General features: G+C 72.4%; 12 protein-coding genes. 8 read left to right on the plus strand and 4 right to left on the minus strand.

The window, feature by feature from the left end; all coding sequences use genetic code 11:
- Nucleotides 1-161 precede the first annotated feature (161 nt).
- The 6 genes from ABT041_RS10245 (at nucleotide 162) to ABT041_RS10270 (ending at nucleotide 7,163) form a co-directional block, all read left to right on the plus strand.
- A complete protein-coding gene (locus ABT041_RS10245) occupies nucleotides 162-1,904 on the plus strand; it encodes an ABC transporter substrate-binding protein (protein ID WP_351182084.1) in 1,743 nt (580 codons plus the stop codon).
- Nucleotides 1,905-1,912: 8 nt separating this feature from the next.
- Complete coding sequence (locus ABT041_RS10250) at nucleotides 1,913-2,845, plus strand: ABC transporter permease (protein ID WP_351182087.1); 933 nt, start codon at nucleotides 1,913-1,915, stop codon at nucleotides 2,843-2,845.
- Nucleotides 2,842-3,828, plus strand: a complete 987-nt coding sequence (locus ABT041_RS10255; RefSeq protein ID WP_351182090.1) for an ABC transporter permease — start codon at nucleotides 2,842-2,844, stop codon at nucleotides 3,826-3,828. Before ABT041_RS10250 ends, ABT041_RS10255 begins: the two co-directional genes overlap by 4 nt.
- Entirely contained in the window at nucleotides 3,828-4,832 is a 1,005-nt protein-coding gene (locus ABT041_RS10260; RefSeq protein ID WP_351182093.1) for an ABC transporter ATP-binding protein, read from the plus strand. Before ABT041_RS10255 ends, ABT041_RS10260 begins: the two co-directional genes overlap by 1 nt.
- Complete coding sequence (locus ABT041_RS10265; RefSeq protein ID WP_351182096.1) at nucleotides 4,829-5,827, plus strand: ABC transporter ATP-binding protein; 999 nt, start codon at nucleotides 4,829-4,831, stop codon at nucleotides 5,825-5,827. The genes ABT041_RS10260 and ABT041_RS10265 overlap by 4 nt, the downstream gene beginning before the upstream one ends.
- A 91-nt stretch (nucleotides 5,828-5,918) precedes the next feature.
- Entirely contained in the window at nucleotides 5,919-7,163 is a 1,245-nt protein-coding gene (locus ABT041_RS10270; protein ID WP_351182099.1) for an NAD(P)/FAD-dependent oxidoreductase, read from the plus strand.
- Between the two features lie 67 nt (nucleotides 7,164-7,230).
- On the opposite strand, the gene ABT041_RS10275 is transcribed toward ABT041_RS10270, so the two are convergent.
- From ABT041_RS10275 to ABT041_RS10285, 3 genes are all read right to left on the minus strand, one after another.
- Nucleotides 7,231-8,130, minus strand: a complete 900-nt coding sequence (locus ABT041_RS10275) for an ornithine cyclodeaminase family protein (protein ID WP_351182733.1) — start codon at nucleotides 8,128-8,130, stop codon at nucleotides 7,231-7,233.
- Nucleotides 8,131-8,321: 191 nt separating this feature from the next.
- Nucleotides 8,322-9,281, minus strand: coding sequence for a proline racemase family protein (locus tag ABT041_RS10280; RefSeq protein WP_351182102.1), 960 nt, complete (start codon nucleotides 9,279-9,281; stop codon nucleotides 8,322-8,324).
- 87 nt (nucleotides 9,282-9,368) lie between these two features.
- A complete protein-coding gene (locus tag ABT041_RS10285) occupies nucleotides 9,369-11,717 on the minus strand; it encodes a collagenase (protein ID WP_351182105.1) in 2,349 nt (782 codons plus the stop codon).
- Between the two features lie 388 nt (nucleotides 11,718-12,105).
- On the opposite strand from ABT041_RS10285, the gene ABT041_RS10290 reads away from it, so the two are divergent.
- On the plus strand, nucleotides 12,106-12,762 hold the full coding sequence (locus ABT041_RS10290; RefSeq protein WP_502976438.1) for an esterase/lipase family protein: 657 nt from the start codon (nucleotides 12,106-12,108) through the stop codon (nucleotides 12,760-12,762).
- Between the two features lie 92 nt (nucleotides 12,763-12,854).
- On the opposite strand, the gene ABT041_RS10295 is transcribed toward ABT041_RS10290, so the two are convergent.
- Complete coding sequence (locus ABT041_RS10295; RefSeq protein WP_351182111.1) at nucleotides 12,855-13,916, minus strand: C45 family autoproteolytic acyltransferase/hydrolase; 1,062 nt, start codon at nucleotides 13,914-13,916, stop codon at nucleotides 12,855-12,857.
- Between the two features lie 133 nt (nucleotides 13,917-14,049).
- Here ABT041_RS10295 and ABT041_RS10300 point away from each other — a divergent pair, with 133 nt between their 5' ends.
- Nucleotides 14,050-15,063 (plus strand): LacI family DNA-binding transcriptional regulator, encoded by a 1,014-nt coding sequence (locus tag ABT041_RS10300; RefSeq protein WP_351182114.1) that lies wholly within the window; start codon nucleotides 14,050-14,052, stop codon nucleotides 15,061-15,063.
- Nucleotides 15,064-15,144: the final 81 nt, after the last annotated feature.

The raw sequence follows: 15,144 nt of genomic DNA on the forward strand, positions 1-15,144 counted from the left end.
TCGCGTCGCCACCGCTGCCGACCTCACGGACACGGATGGGTAACGGAGCTCCCGACACCTTGTCAGTACAATTTCACATTACTATGTTACCGGTCACATTCCAGTCGCCCTCGCTCACCGAAGCCGGCTGTCCGACTGCTGTTCTCCCGGAGTGACCACCCATGAACCAGCGCACCCTCACCACGGCCATCGCCCTGGTGACGACCCTCGCCCTCGGCACGACCGGCTGTTCCGGCGGCGACAAGGCCGGCGGCTCCCCGGACCGCAAGAACCCCGCCACCTCCACCAACGGCGCGATCGTCGGCGGGACCCCGCAGAAGGGCGGCACGCTCACCGTCCTGTCCAACCAGGACTTCACCCACCTCGACCCGGCCCGCAACTGGGTGATGGGCGACATGGACTTCGGCACCCGGCTGCTCTACCGCACCCTCCTGGCGTACCAGGCGGAGCCCGGCGCGAAGGGCGGCCGGCTGACACCCGACCTCGCGGAGGACCTCGGCGTCTCCTCCAACGGCGCCAAGACCTGGACCTTCAGGCTCAAGCCGGGCCTGAAGTACGAGGACGGGTCGCCGATCACCGCCCAGGACGTCAAGTACAACGTGGAGCGGTCCTTCTCCCCCGACCTGCCCGGCGGCCCCGACTACGCGGCCCGCTACCTCGTCGGCGCCGAGGGCTACCAGGGCCCCGCCAAGGGCAGGCACCTGGACTCGGTGAAGACGCCCGACGCCCGCACCATCGTCTTCGAACTCCGCAAGCCCTTCGCCGAGTTCCCCTACGCGACCGTGCTGCCCACCTTCGCTCCCGTGCCCAAGGCGCAGGACAAGGGGCCCCAGTACGACAACCGTCCCTTCTCCTCCGGCCCGTACAAGATCGACTCGTACGCCCGGGACAAGCAGCTCGTCCTCGTCCGCAACACCCACTGGGACCCCGGGACCGACACGGTCCGCAAGGCCTACCCGGACCGGATCGTCGTCACCATGGGCCTGAAGGCCAACCAGATCGACGACCGGCTCATCGCCGCCGCCGGCGCCGACGCCTCCGCGGTCTCCTGGGACAAGCTCCGCCCCGAGTCCACCCCCAAGGTCCTCACCAAGCCCGACGTCAGGGCGCGGCTCCTCGCCGAGTCCAGCAGCTGCACCGAGATGGTCCAGATGCACACCGGCCGGGCGCCCTTCGACGACGTCAGGGTGCGCAAGGCGGTCCAGTACGCCCTGGACCGCGAGGCGATCCTCACCGCGTCCGGCGGCCCCGCCCTCAACGACCCGGCCACCGCGCTCATGCCCGCGTCCCTCTTCGGCGGCAAGCAGCCCGACACCCTGAAGATCCCGCTCACCGGCGACGTGGAGAAGGCGAAGCAGCTCCTCAAGGAGGCGGGCAAGGCCGACGGCTTCTCGACCAGCATCACCGTCTCCAACGGCGACAAGTCCGTCGGCGAGGCGATCCAGCAGTCCCTGGGCCGCGCCGGGATCAAGGTGACCATCGAGACCGTCGACCCCTCCGCCTTCTACGACACGATCGGCGACACCAAGAACCGCACCGACCTCGTCTACACCGGCTGGTGCCCCGACTTCCCCTCCGGGTCGACCTTCCTGCCCTTCGTCTTCGACGGCCGCTACATCAAGGAGAAGGGCAACTCCGGCAACCACTCACTCTTCCGTGACGACGCCACCATGAAGCGGATGGACGCGATCGCCGCGATGACGGACGCCGCGCAGGCCGACAAGGCATGGCAGGAGCTCGACGGGGAGATCCTCGCCAAGGCCCCGACCGCGCCCGTCGTCGTCGAGCGCAGGCCCCTGCTGCTCGGCACGAACATCGCCGGCGCCTTCGGCCACACCTCCTTCGGCGGACAGCTCGACTTCGCGACGGTCGGTCTCAAGGACCCGTCGAAGAGCGCGAGCTGAAGGACGTCATGACCACCATCTCGACCTCCCCGCCCGTGACGGGGGGCAGCGGGCCCTGGCAGCTCGCCCGGGCGGAGCTGCGCCGCCGGACCTCCGTGAAGCTCTCGCTCGCCGTCGTCGTCTTCTTCGCGCTCCTGACCGTGGCCGCCCCGCTGATCGGCTCGCTGGGCGGCTGGGGCCCGGCGGAGTTCGACAAGAGCGCCGTCGACCCGTATCTGGGCGGTCAGCCCATCGGCGCGCTCGGCGGCGTCTCGGCGGAGCACTGGCTCGGCGTCGAACCCGTCACCGGCCGCGACCTGTTCGCCCGGGTCGTGCACGGCGCCCAGGTGTCCCTGCTCATCGCCTTCTCGGCGACGGCGATCGTCGTCGTCGCCGGGACGGCGGCCGGCATCGCCGCCGGCTACTTCGGCGGGCGCACCGACACCGTGCTCTCCCGGCTGATGGACCTCACCATGTCCTTCCCCTCCCTCATCTTCATGATCGCGATGATGTCGGTGGCGAGGGACGTCAACCGGACCCTCCTCATGACCGCCGTCATCGGCCTCTTCGGCTGGCCCGGCATCGCCCGCGTCGTCCGCGGCCAGACCCTGTCGCTCAAGCACCGCGAGTACGTCGACGCCGCACGCGTCGGCGGTTCGGGGCCCTGGCGGATCCTCGCCCGCGACATCCTGCCGGGCGTCGCCGGGCCCGTCATCGCGTACACCACCCTGATCGTCCCCGGCATGATCGCCACCGAGGCGGCCCTCAGCTATCTCGGCGTCGGAGTCCGCCCGCCCACCCCGTCCTGGGGCCAGATGATCGCCGAGAGCGTCGCCTACTACGACACGGATCCCATGTACTTCGTCGTCCCGAGCCTCTGCCTCTTCCTCACCGTGCTCGCCTTCACCCTCCTCGGCGACGCGCTGCGCGACGTCCTCGACCCGCGAGGGAGCGGCACGTGATCCCCTACCTCGGGCGCCGGCTCCTGGGCGTGCTCGGCGTCCTCGTCGCCATCGCCGCCGTCACCTTCACCATCTTCTACGTCCTGCCCTCCGATCCGGCCGCCGCGGCCTGCGGCAAGTCGTGCAGCGCCGAGCGCCTTGAGGCGATCCGCGCCCACATGGGCCTGGACGCCCCGCTGTGGCGGCAGTTCACCGACTTCGTCACCGGCATCTTCACGGGCCGCACCATGGGCAGCGGCCAGTACGCCCTGCACTGCGACTTCCCGTGCCTCGGCTACTCGTACGAGAACAGCCAGAGCGTATGGGACCTGCTCGTGGACCGGCTGCCGGTCTCCGCGTCGCTCGCCCTGGGCGCGGCCGCGATCTGGCTGCTGCTCGGGCTCTCCGCGGGCGTCACCGCCGCCCTGCACAAGGACACCCTCACCGACCGGGCCCTGATGGTCGGCGCGGTCGCCGCCGCCTCGCTGCCCGTCTACTTCACCTCGGTGCTGCTGATCTACGGACTGATCCGGGTCTCCGGACTGCTCCCCTACCCGCAGTACGTGCCCTTCGCCTCCGACCCCGTCTCCTGGGCCACCAACCTGCTGCTCCCCTGGCTGGCGCTCGCGATCCTGTACGCCGCGATGTACGCCCGCCAGAGCCGCAGCTCGATGATCGAGTCCATGGCGGAGCCGTACATCCGCACCGCGCGCGCCAAGGGGCTGCCGCGCCGCACGGTGGTCGTCAAGCACGGGCTGCGCGCGGGCATGACACCGATCCTGACCATCTTCGGGATGGATCTGGGCGGACTGCTCGCCGGCGCGGTGATCACCGAGTCCATCTTCGGACTGCCCGGCATCGGCCGCCTCTTCTACGGCGCCCTGTCCACCGGCGACCAGCCCGTCATCCTCGGGGTGACCCTGCTCGCCGCCACCTTCATCGTCGTCGCCAACCTGGCCGTCGACCTGCTGTACGCCGTCGTCGACCCCCGAGTGAGGTACTGATGGGCGACTCGGCCCCCCTGCTGTCGGTACGGGACCTCACGGTCACCTTCCCGACCAAGCGCGGCCCCGTGCGTGCCGTGGACTCCCTCTCCTTCGACGTCCTTCCCGGGCGCACGCTCGGGATCGTCGGCGAGTCCGGCTCCGGCAAGTCCGTCACCTCGCTCGCCGTGATGGGCCTGCACACCGGCGCCGAGGTCACCGGCTCCGTCGCCCTCGCCGGCCGCGAACTGACCGGCCTGCCGGAGCGCGAGCTCAACCGGCTGCGCGGCCGGAGGATGGCGATGATCTTCCAGGACCCGCTGTCCAGCCTCCACCCGTACTACACGGTCGGCGAGCAGATCGCCGAGCACCACCGGGTGCACTTCGGGTCCCGGCGCGCGGCCGCCCGCGAGCGGGCCGTCGAGGCGCTCGGCGAGGTCGGCATCCCCGAGCCCCGCCGCCGGGCCGGCGAGTACCCGCACCAGTTCTCCGGCGGCATGCGGCAGCGCGTGATGATCGCGATGGCGCTCGCCTGCGAGCCGGACCTGCTCATCGCCGACGAGCCGACGACGGCGCTCGACGTCACCGTCCAGGCCCAGATCCTGGAGCTGATCGCCCGCCTCCAGCAGGACCGCGGACTGTCCGTCGTCATGATCACGCACGATCTGGGGGTGGTCGCCCGGGTCGCGCACGACGTCCTCGTGATGTACGGCGGCCGGGCCGCCGAACACGCCCCGGTGGACGCCCTGTTCGCCGCCCCGGCCCATCCGTACACCCGGGGTCTGCTCGACTCGCTGCCCCGGCTCGACGACCACGACGACGCACCGCTGCGGGCGATCCCCGGCAGCCCGCCGTCCCTCCTCGACCCGGCACCGGGCTGCGCGTTCGCGCCCCGCTGCCCCCGCGCGGCCGCCGGCTCCGAGGAGGAGCGGGCGCGCTGCACGGGCGAACGCCCGCTGCTCGCCGGCCCGGACGGGCACCCGGCCGCCTGCCACTTCCCCGCGTACGAAGGCGTTCCCTCATGACCACCACAGCCCCGTCCCTGCTGAGCGTCCGGGACCTGACCATGACGTTCCCCGGGCGCCGGGCCCGCTCGGCGCCCGTACGAGCCGTCGACGGCGTCTCCTTCGACGTGGCGGCGGGCGAGACCCTCGGCCTCGTCGGCGAGTCCGGCTGCGGCAAGTCCACCACCGGCCGCATGATCGTGCGGCTCCTGGAACCGACCGCGGGCTCCGTCTCGTACGACGGACGCGACATCAGCCACCTCTCCCAGCGCGAGCTGAAACCGCTGCGGCGCGAGCTCCAGATGGTCTTCCAGGACCCGCATTCCTCCCTCAACCCCCGGCAGACCGTCGCCCGGATCATCTCCGACCCGCTGCTCGTCCAGGGGACCCCGGCCTCCGAGGCGCGCAAGCGGGCCGTGGAGCTGATGGAGCTCGTCGGACTCATCCCGGAGCACATCGACCGCTATCCGCACGAGTTCTCGGGCGGTCAGGCCCAGCGCATCGGCATCGCCCGCGCGCTGGCCACCGGGCCCCGGCTCGTCGTCGCCGACGAGCCGGTCTCCGCCCTCGACGTCTCCGTCCAGGCACAGATCGTCAACCTGATGGAACGCCTCCAGCGCGAACTCGGCCTCGCCTACCTCTTCATCGCGCACGACCTGTCCGTGGTGAAGCGCGTCTGCGACCGGGTCGCGGTCATGTACCTCGGCCGGATCGTGGAGATCGGCGCGAAGGAGCGGGTGTACGCGGCGCCCGCCCACCCCTACACCCGGGCGCTGCTCTCCGCCGTACCCCTGCCCGACCCGGCGGCCGAGCGGGCCAGGGAGCGGATCACGCTGCTCGGGGACCCGCCGAGCCCGGCCGCTCCCCCGCCGGGCTGCACCTTCCACCCGCGCTGCCCCAAGGCCCGGGAGATCTGCCGGACCGAGGCACCGCTGCTGCGGATCGCCGGCCCGGGCGAGGCCCGGCAGGTGGCCTGCCACTTCCCGGAGGGCACGGAGGGCTCCGGGGGAAGGTGAGGGTGCGCCGGCGCTCTTGACAACTGTTCATGTTTCTCGTCCTCATGTTCCTGACAGAAGTGTCACCAGACCACCGGGGGACGATCAGAGCATGTCCAAGCACGAGAGCGCCGGACCCGACCACGACGTCGTCATCAGCGGGGCCAGCCTCGCCGGATGCACCGCGGCGATCCTGCTCGCCCGGCGCGGTGCCCGCGTCGCACTGCTCGAACGCCGCTCGCGCCCCGGGGCGTACAAGGCGCTGTGCACCCACTCCATCACCGCCAACGCCACCCCGGTCCTCCGGGAGCTCGGCCTCATACCCGCCCTGGAGAAGGCCGGCGCCGTGCGCAACGAGGCCCGCTGGTACACCCGTTGGGGATGGATCGAGCCGCGGGCCGCGCCCGGCCCCGAGCTTCCCTACGGCTACAACGTCCGGCGCAGCACCCTCGACCCGCTGATCAGGTCCCGTGCGGCCGAGACCCTCGGCGTCGACGTCCTCCTCGGCCACAAGGTGACCGGGCTGATCGAGGAGGCCGGGCGCACGGTCGGGGTGCGGGCGTCGACGCCCGAGGGGGAGCGCGAGATCCGGGCCCGCCTGGTGGTCGGCGCCGACGGCAAGGACTCGGCCGTGGCCGGGTTCGCCGGGGTGCCCACCCGCCGGCACGAGAACGCGCGCTTCGGCTATCTCGCGCACTTCCGGAACCTGCCTCTGCGCGACGGGATCAGTCACGCCTGGTTCCTGGTGCCCGACATGGCGTACGCCTTTCCGAACGACGACGGGGTGACGGTCGTCGCCGTGCTCCCGGACAAGAAGCGCCTCCCGGCCTTCCGGGAGGATCTGGAGGGCAGCTTCCTGGAGTTCGTCCGCTCCCTGCCCGACGCTCCGGCCATCGACGCCGCCGAGCGCGTCACGAAGATCACCGGCACCGTCGACTACCCGCTGCACACGCGCAGGGCGAGCGCGCCGGGCCTCGCGCTCATCGGCGACGCGGCCCTGACCGGCGATCCGCTGTGGGGCGTCGGATGCGGGTGGGCGCTGGAGTCCGCGCAGTGGCTGACGGAGGCGGTCGCCCCGGCCCTGACCGGTGCGGACGACCTCGACAGGGCGCTCGCGGCGTACGCGCGCAGGCACCGGCGCCGGCTCGGCGGGCACCAGTACCTGGCGGCCGACTTCGCCAAGGGCCGGCCCTTCAACCCCCTGGAACGGCTGATGTTCTCGGCGGCGGCGCGCGACGGGGCCGTGGCCCGGCACATGCACATGTTCGCGTCCCGGCTCATCGGTCCGCCGCGCTTCCTGCACCCCGCGATGGTGGCGCGGGCGGCGGTCGTGAACCTCCGGCACCGAAAGGCCTGACCGGTCTTCCGCCCTGGCAGGCCGACGCCGGCGCCGCATCAGACGAGCGGTGCCGGCGTCGGTGTGTTCAGGCGGCCCCGCGGGCCGCGCGGTACAGGGCGCCGGCGACGGCGAGGTCCTCCCAGGCCATGCCCACGCTCTTGAAGAGCCGCGGCCGCCCGGAGGGGAGCCGTCCGTGCACCAGGTCGGCGAGGGTGCCCGCGATGTGGTCCTCCCCGACCGCCCCCTCGGCCATGGGCACGAGCAGGTCGCCGGCCTCGCGGAGCGCCGCCGCGCGGGCTTCGACGTACACCTCGGCGAGGGCCACGAGCGCCGTGTCGGTCTCCCGGGCCGTCGGCTCGTGCGAGCCGACCGCGACGACGGTGGCGCCGGGGGCGACCAGCGTGCCGTCGAAGAGGGGCTCGCGGGCCGTGGTGCAGCAGACGACGAGGTCGGCCCCGGCCACGTCGTCGGGCGTGCCGGCCCGGGCGGGCACGCCGAGCGACCGCGCGTACCCGGCGAGGGCGCGCGCGCCGATCGGGTTGCGCCCGACGACGACGGCCTCCGCGACCTCGCGCACGGCGAGGACGGCCTCCAGGTGGCCGTACGCCTGAGGCCCCGTGCCGAAGAGCACGAGACGCAGGGGCCGGTCGTCCGCCGTCAGCTGCCGTACGGCGAGCGCCGAGACGGCCGGGGTGCGCAGCTCGGTGAGGGCGGGGCCGTCGAGCAGGGCGAGCGGCCGGAGGCCGGCTCCGTCCAGGAGGAGGTAGGAGCCGGTGATGCGGGGCAGCCCGCGGGCCGGGTTGCCGGGAGCCACGCCCGCGATCTTCACTCCGGCGTACATGTGGTCGGCGGCGGGCATGAGGAGCAGTTCGCCGGCCGGGACGGGGACGGCGGTGCGGGGCGGGGCGGCCTCGGGGTCGAATCCGGCGCGCAGGACGTCGGCGAGGACGTCGACGGCGGCCGCCGGGGTGAGGAGGCGGGTCATGGTCGGGGCGTCGATGTGCAGCAGGTCGGGCTTGCCGGTCGTCGCGGTGGCCGCCGGGTTGGCCGTCTTCGCCGTCTTCGCCCTCTTGGCCGTCTCTGCCATCTCTGCCGTCTCTGCCGTCGCTGCCGTCGCTGCCGTCTCTGCCGTCGCTGCCGTCGCTGCCGTCGCTGCCGTCTTGGCAGTCTCAGCCGTCACAGCAGGAATCCCGTTCCGAGGTCGTCGTGGGGGTCCAGGAAGAAGGTGTGGGTGCCGGTGCGGTGGGTCGCCCCGGTCACCTCGGTGATGCCTCCGGGCAGCAGTCGTCCGGTGAACACGGTGTCGGCCACGGACTCGTGCGTGAGCGTGTCACCGGGGGCGAGTCGCCCCTCCTCGCCGAGCAGGGCGAGCCGTGCGGAGGTGCCCGATCCGCAGGGCGAGCGGTCGATCTGCCCGTCGGCGAAGACGGTGACGTTCCGCTGGTGCGGCCCGGTGGGGGTGTCCGGCAGCTCGTCGAACAGGATGACGCCGTACACGTCGTGCTCGGGGAGCGCGGCGCGGATCTCCCGCCCGGCCCGGACCAGAGCGGGCAGCGAGGACCTGGCCGTGTCGAGGCCGAGGGCGGACGCGGGGACGGAGGCGTAGACGGCACCGGAGTCGGCGAGGTCGACCTCGACGGTGCCGTGCGAGGTGGTCACCGGAACCTTGCGCGCGAGGACGCGCGTCGGGACGTTGCGGAAGGTGACGCCGGTGGTGCGGCCGCCCGCGCGATGGACGGTCGCGGTGACACGCCCGGAGGGCACGTCGATGCGGACGGGGACGTCGCCGTCCTCCGGTGCCGGGACGCGTCCGGTGTCGACGGCCCAGGCACCGAGCGCCATCGTGCCGTGGCCGCAGGCGGTGGAGTAGCCGTCCTTGTGCCAGAACAGCACGCCGAAGTGGGCGCCGTCGTCGTCGGGCGGGACGATGAATCCGCCGTACATGCCGGAGTGTCCGCGCGGTTCCCTGACCAGGAGGCGGCGCAGCTCGTCGAGGGGTCCGAGCCGGAGCGCGAGGGCCCGGCGTTCGGCGACGGTGTCGCCGGGGATCGGCGGCAGGTCCTCGTCGACGATCCTGAAGGGTTCGCCTGCGGTGTGGTAGTCGGTGGTGCGGACCGGGTGCGGGGTGGTGCTCACGAAGTACGGCCTCCGGAAGAAGGGGTGCGGTGCCGGGCCGGCCCCTCCCCCCGTGGAAGGACCGGCCCGGACGGTGTGCGGTGCGGGTCAGCTGCGGAGGGGGCCCTCGCAGCTGTAGCTCGACGTGCCCGCGACCTTGCTGGACCAGATCTCGACCGGTCCGAAGCTGCAGTTCATGTCGGCCAGGTTGTTCGAGGCGGCGCCGGCGCGGTCGAGGATGAAGTAGTCGACGGTCTCGGACATGTCCTTGAAGTTCTGGTCCTCACTGGCCCAGTTGGACAGGTTGGCGGTGATCCGCCCGGTGCAGAGGAAGCGGCGCTTGCCGGGCTCGCCGTTCTCCACGCAGTCGGGGTTGCTGTAGGTGGCGGCGTAGAAGGAGGACTTCACGGACGCGAGGTCCGCGTCGCGCAGCTGGGCGTTGGGCGTGTAGGTGGTGTTGGGGACGTACAGCTGGTCGACCTTGGCGATCTGCGTGTCGAGGAAGCGGTCGTAGTCGCGCTGGAGGCCGGCGTCGGAGCTCAGCCGGTCGCGCCAGGCGTCGAACGCGGCCACGTCGTTGGCGCGCAGGTGGGTGTACATCTCGCGGAGCAGCGAGGGCTTCTCGGTCCAGAGGAACTCGAAGAAGGTGCCCGCGTAGTTGTAGAAGCGGAAGCCGTCGCCGTCGTAGGTGGCGTGGAGGATCTGGCCGAGGTTCATCCGCGGGCCGCCACCGGCGGTGTCGTTGATGATGCCGCGGACGAGGGACTTGCGGACGGCGATGCCGTTGTCGCGGGTGGCTCCGTCGAAGAACTCGGCGGTGCCCTCGTCCATGGCGGTGGTGCGGTCGCCCTGGTACCAGGGGCCCTCGCCGAAGAAGCCGGGGACGGCCCAGCGGCCGTTGAGGTAGTGGGTGTACTCGTGGCGGAAGAGCTCTTCCAGCGTCAGCGAGGAGTCCTGCGGGACGCGCCGCTGGTAGGTGTAGAAGGTGGCGCCGCGCTCGATGTAGATGCCGCCGTTGTTGGTGCCCATGCCGGTGAGGATGGGGTGGTAGTTCTCGTAGTCCGCGCGGGAGGCGTAGAGCACGATGTTCAGGGTGGTGTTGCTGTCGCCGGCGAGCGGCTGCTCGGTGCCGAGGACGCGGTGGTACTGCGCCTTGACCTGCTTGCTCGCGTAGTAGAGCTGGTCGACGGTGGCCCGGTCGAGCGCGGTGCGGACCTTGATGGCGCCGTTGTCGTAGGTGTACGTGTACGGGAAGAGCTGCTTCTCGATGTCCTCCTTGCACACGCCGTACGGCTGGCAGGCCTCGTAGACGTTGAGCCACGAGACGATCTTCGCCCACTGTTCGCTGCCGCGGCCGAAGGTGTTGACGACGGTGGTGAGCATGGCGCCGAGGTCGGCGACGGTCGCGTCCCTGAGGCCGTCGATCTGGCCGAAGCGGCCGTACTCGCCGATCGCGTCACGGGCGACCCAGGCGTTGACGGTCCCCTTCAGGTGTCCGTAGCCGGCGAAGGCCTTGAAGACCGCGCGGTAGCCGGGGTCGGCGGCGACGGCCGCGTGGAAGGCGCTGTCCTGGTTGCCGGGGTAGACGCCGAGGTAGTTGACGGAGAGGGCGGCGAGCGCGGCGCCGGCCCAGGCCGGGTCGAGGTTCGTGGCGGTGTGCGAGGGGTCCATGGTCGCCAGGACCCGCTTGATCAGGGCGAGCTGGTACTGCCGGAGGCCGGGCGCGCTGGCCGCGTAGAGCGCCTCGCGGAGGGTGTTCGCGTTGGTCTTCGTGACGTCGAAGGTACGGGCGGCGGCGCCGAAGTCGGCGACGGCCTGCCGGATCGTGTTCACGGTGGGCGCGTCGGTGGTGTCGATCTCGTCGCGCGAGTAGTCGTGGTACGCGACGGCGTGCAGGTACGTGAACATCTCCTCCAGGTGGGAGGAGTTCTTGCCGTCGTGGGAGGCGGACAGGCTCGATATGCGGCGGGCGACGGCCTGCACGTGGGCGTCGGACATCACGGGGGCGAGCCGGGCGTCCCACGTCCATATGAGGCCGCGGAGACAGCCGTCCGCGGTGACCGCGGGGTCGGTGAGGAAGTCGGCGAACTGCTCCGGGGCGAGGCCGGTGATCCCGTCGAGGGTGCAGGGGACGCCGGAGGTGGTCGTGGCGTCGGCCGTCGCGAACGAGCGTGCGGTGGTGGCGGGGGCCCGGCCGGGAACGCGGCCCGTGGCGTGGCCGCCGGGGGCGGGGGCGGGCCCGAAGGTGGTGCGCGGGGCGGAGGCCCGGTGCTCGACCTCGTCGAAGGGGTTGGCTCCCGGCTGCGCCTGCGGGGCCGGGGCGCCGAGCGCGGGGGCGGGGGCGGGCTTGTCGTCCGTGCTCGCCGCGGAGGCACCGGCCTGGCCGGCGGAGGCGAGGAGGGTGACCGCGATGGCGGAGGCGAGCAGGGACGAGCGCACACGTCTGTGGAGGGACAACAGAACTCCTGCGGGTGAGGGGGGTTGGTGCGGGGATGGGTTCGCGCACTGGTCAGGCGCGCGAACTGGTCGCTGTTGCACGGCGTATGACGGACGTTCATCAGACCGTGTGCGCTGTAACATAGTAATGTGAAATTGCACTGACAACCCCTGGGGCGGCATCACTTCCCCGAAGGCGCGGGCAAGCCGGGGCAATCCGTCACACACGCCTCAGGATTCGGCGGCCTTACGGGCGTCCATCGCGGAGGCGCTTCCCCTCGGGACCCGACGAAGCCGCGCAGAGGGCTGGCCATCCGCCCCCTCAACCCCCACCATGCTCGTGACTACTCGTGCGTAACTCACCTCAGGGGGAAGCGTGTTGAGACTCCGCGCCTGGACGGCCGTTCCGCTGCTCGCCGCCGTCACGTCCCTGTTCCTGCCCGCGGCTCCCGCCCGCGCCGAGGCGTCCGCCCGTACCCCCGTCGTCTTCGTCCACGGCTACAACGCCGACCCCGGCGTCTGGGGCGGGCTGCGCGCGGACTTCAAGGCCGACGGGTACACCGACGCGGAGCTGTTCTCCTTCGGCTACGACACGCACCGGTCCGTCAACGAGGTCCTGTCCGGCGAACTCGCCACGTACGTCGAGGGAGTCAAGCGACAGACGGGGGCCGGCCGGGTCGATCTCGTCGCCCACTCCTTCGGCAGCCTCGTCACCCGCTGGTACGTGAAGTTCGACGCCGCCGGCCAGTCCTCCGTCGCCCACTGGGTCTCCCTCGCCGGCCCCAACCACGGCACGAGCACGGCCTGGGCGTGCGCGCTCTGGGACCAGGCCTGCCGCGACATGACCCCCGGCTCCTACGTACAGAAGAAGCTCGCGGAGGGCGACGAGACGCCAGGGGCCGTGCGCTACGCGACCTGGTGGTCGAGCTGCGACGAGGTCATCAACCCCGACAGCAGCGTGCCGCTGGCCGGCGCCGTCAACAACGGCGCCGGCTGCCTCGACCACAACGCGCTCCTCGGCGACGGCACGGTCTCCCAGGGGGTGCGTGCCTTCCTCCGCTCCTGACGCGCGCCGACCGGAGTGTGGGGAGTGGGTGGACGCCGAGGTGTGGCCGGTCGCCGGGATCCGGGCAGGGGACGGGGCGGTCGGATCCGGTGTCAGAAGCGCGCGAGGCCGGTCGCCGGGGCCTCGTGCGGAGCGTCGGCCAGGTAGTCGATCGCGCAGTGGGTGACGTCGAGGCCGATGGTGAGCAGGGTGCCCCACTGCTCGTGCTGCGGCTTGTTCTCGTCGGGCCGCATGCAGACGACGGCCTCGGCCCCGCCGTCGCCGCAGAAGGCACGCGCCCGCTCGGCGGGCGAGAGGCCCGGCATCGCGGTGCGTACCTCGCGGAGGTGGGCGAGCCGTTCGGCCGTCATCGAGTCGGCCGGTCCCGTGTCCGCGGCCGCGAGTCCCGCGTCGAGGAAGTGGTTGGTGTGGAGGAGCCAGCCGTCCTCGGCCGCGGGGACCACCGCGAGGCCGGCGGGGGAAAGCTCCAGGCTCGCCGCGGCGGAGGCGGTGACCACGGTCAGCGAGGTGGACGCGCTGACGCGCGCCGTCGACGCGATCTCGACGGCCCGGTCGAGGGTGTCCGCCTCGTCCAGGATGCGGCGGGCGACCGCGTGCACGGGCACGCCGCCGCCGGCGGAGTCGGACGCGTGGAACAGGATGTTGAAGTGCACGCCGAGCCCCGCACTGTTCACGCCGATCTTGCCGGGCGCGCCGAACTCGGTGAAGAGCTTCACCCTGCGTCCCTCGCTCGGCGTCAGCTCGTGCAGCAGCGCGTACGGGACGAGCCGGTCGTGCCAGTCCCAGGTCTGTACGGTCTGGGGCGCGGCCCCCGCGGGCGCGAACACCGCGGTCGAGCACTCGCCCTTCCCGGGCTGCGGGCAGCCCGCCAGGATCTCGGTGCGGGCGCCGACCGCCGCCACCGTCCACCGCTCGACACCGGCCGCGTCGGCGCAGGCGTCCGACTCCTCGGCAAGGTTCGGCGCCCAGGCCCGTAGCGCGTCGTGGCTGCTCGTGGCGAGGGAGCGGACGCGGTCCGCCGGCATGCCGAGGGCGGCGAAGTGGTCCCGGTAGAGCTCGGCGACGCGCCGGACCCGGGGGCCGAACCGGGTGCCGAGCAGGGCGCCGCGCTCACGGGGATCGGTCGTCCGGGTGGTGAGGGTGAGCAGTTCCACGGGCGTTCCTTCGAGACGGGTGAGGCCGCACGGCGGGCGGGAGGCGGCGCGCATCAAACTAAGGACGTAAAACGTTTTATACAATGCTTTCGGGAGATGGTTCGGGAGCACGTGATTCGGGACGGGTGGGACGGTGGCACGCACGCGGGGCATCACGATCAAGGACGTGGCGCGCAGGGCGGGGGTCTCCATCACGGCCGTCTCGCACGCGCTCAACGACAAGGGCACGCTCAGCGCGGCCACCCGCGCGCACATCCGGACCGTCGCGGACGAGATGGGGTACGAGGCGGACGCCCTGGCCCGCGGTCTCCGCCGCTCCACGATGGGGGCCGTCGGTCTGGTCCTGCGCTCGCTCGACGCCCTGGGCGACTACGCGCCGGCGGGCGTCGACGTCTTCGAGCGGTTCGTGGGCGCGGCCGCGTCCCAGGCCCTGGCCCGCGGCCTCAGCCTCATGCTGGTGCCGGACCTGACACGGGCGCCGGTCCCGCCCCTCGCCTTCTCCCTCGACGGCTACATCGTCACCGACCCGCACAGGGACGACCCCGTCATCGCCCGCCTGGAGGAGCGCGGCATCCCGTACGTGACGTACGGCCGCCCGCCGGGACGCCCGGACTTCACGCACTGGGCCTCCGAGGACGACGAGGCCGCCGCCCGGCTGATCCTCGACCACCTGGCGACCGCCGGGGCCCGCTCGGTCGCACTCGTACGGGGCACCGACCCGAACGCGTGGAACCTGGAACACCAGGACCACTTCGTGCGCTGGTGCGAGGAGCGGGGCAGTACGCCACGGCTGTACGAGCTCCCCGAGCGGGCGGGCGTCGAAGGCGGCGCGGCCCTCGCCGGCCGGCTCGTCGACGACGGGCTGCCGGACGCCGTCTTCTGCCTCACCGGGCGGCACGCCGCCGGGGTGCAGCGGGGGTTGATGGCGCGGGGCGTACGGGTGCCGGCCGACACCATGGTGGTCGCCGGGTCCGACTCCGAGCACGCGCGCAACAGCCGCCCCGCCATCTCCGCCCTGGAACTGAACCCGGTCGACAGCTCGGCGGCCCTCCTCGACATCCTCCAGGCGCTCATCGCCGGGAGCCCCACCGAATCGCCCCGCCGCACACACGCCCGGTTCCGCCCGAGGGCGTCGACGCGGCGGTAGGTCGGTGAGGGCGTCGGGCCGGCGGCCGATGGGTCGGCGAGGGCGGTCGGTGAGGGCGTGGAGCCGACGTCCGGTAGCTCG

The organism is Streptomyces sp. NPDC002825 (genome assembly GCF_040295385.1).
Classification (GTDB): Bacteria; Actinomycetota; Actinomycetes; order Streptomycetales; family Streptomycetaceae; genus Streptomyces.

Coding starts and splice junctions, on each gene's coding strand:
- ABT041_RS10245 (WP_351182084.1), top strand. CDS start 162: ATGAACCAGCGCACCCTCACCACGGCCATCGCCCTGGTGACGACCCTC.
- ABT041_RS10250 (WP_351182087.1), top strand. CDS start 1,913: ATGACCACCATCTCGACCTCCCCGCCCGTGACGGGGGGCAGCGGGCCC.
- ABT041_RS10260 (WP_351182093.1), top strand. CDS start 3,828: ATGGGCGACTCGGCCCCCCTGCTGTCGGTACGGGACCTCACGGTCACC.
- ABT041_RS10265 (WP_351182096.1), top strand. CDS start 4,829: ATGACCACCACAGCCCCGTCCCTGCTGAGCGTCCGGGACCTGACCATG.
- ABT041_RS10270 (WP_351182099.1), top strand. CDS start 5,919: ATGTCCAAGCACGAGAGCGCCGGACCCGACCACGACGTCGTCATCAGC.
- ABT041_RS10275 (WP_351182733.1), bottom strand. CDS start 8,130: ATGACCCGCCTCCTCACCCCGGCGGCCGCCGTCGACGTCCTCGCCGAC.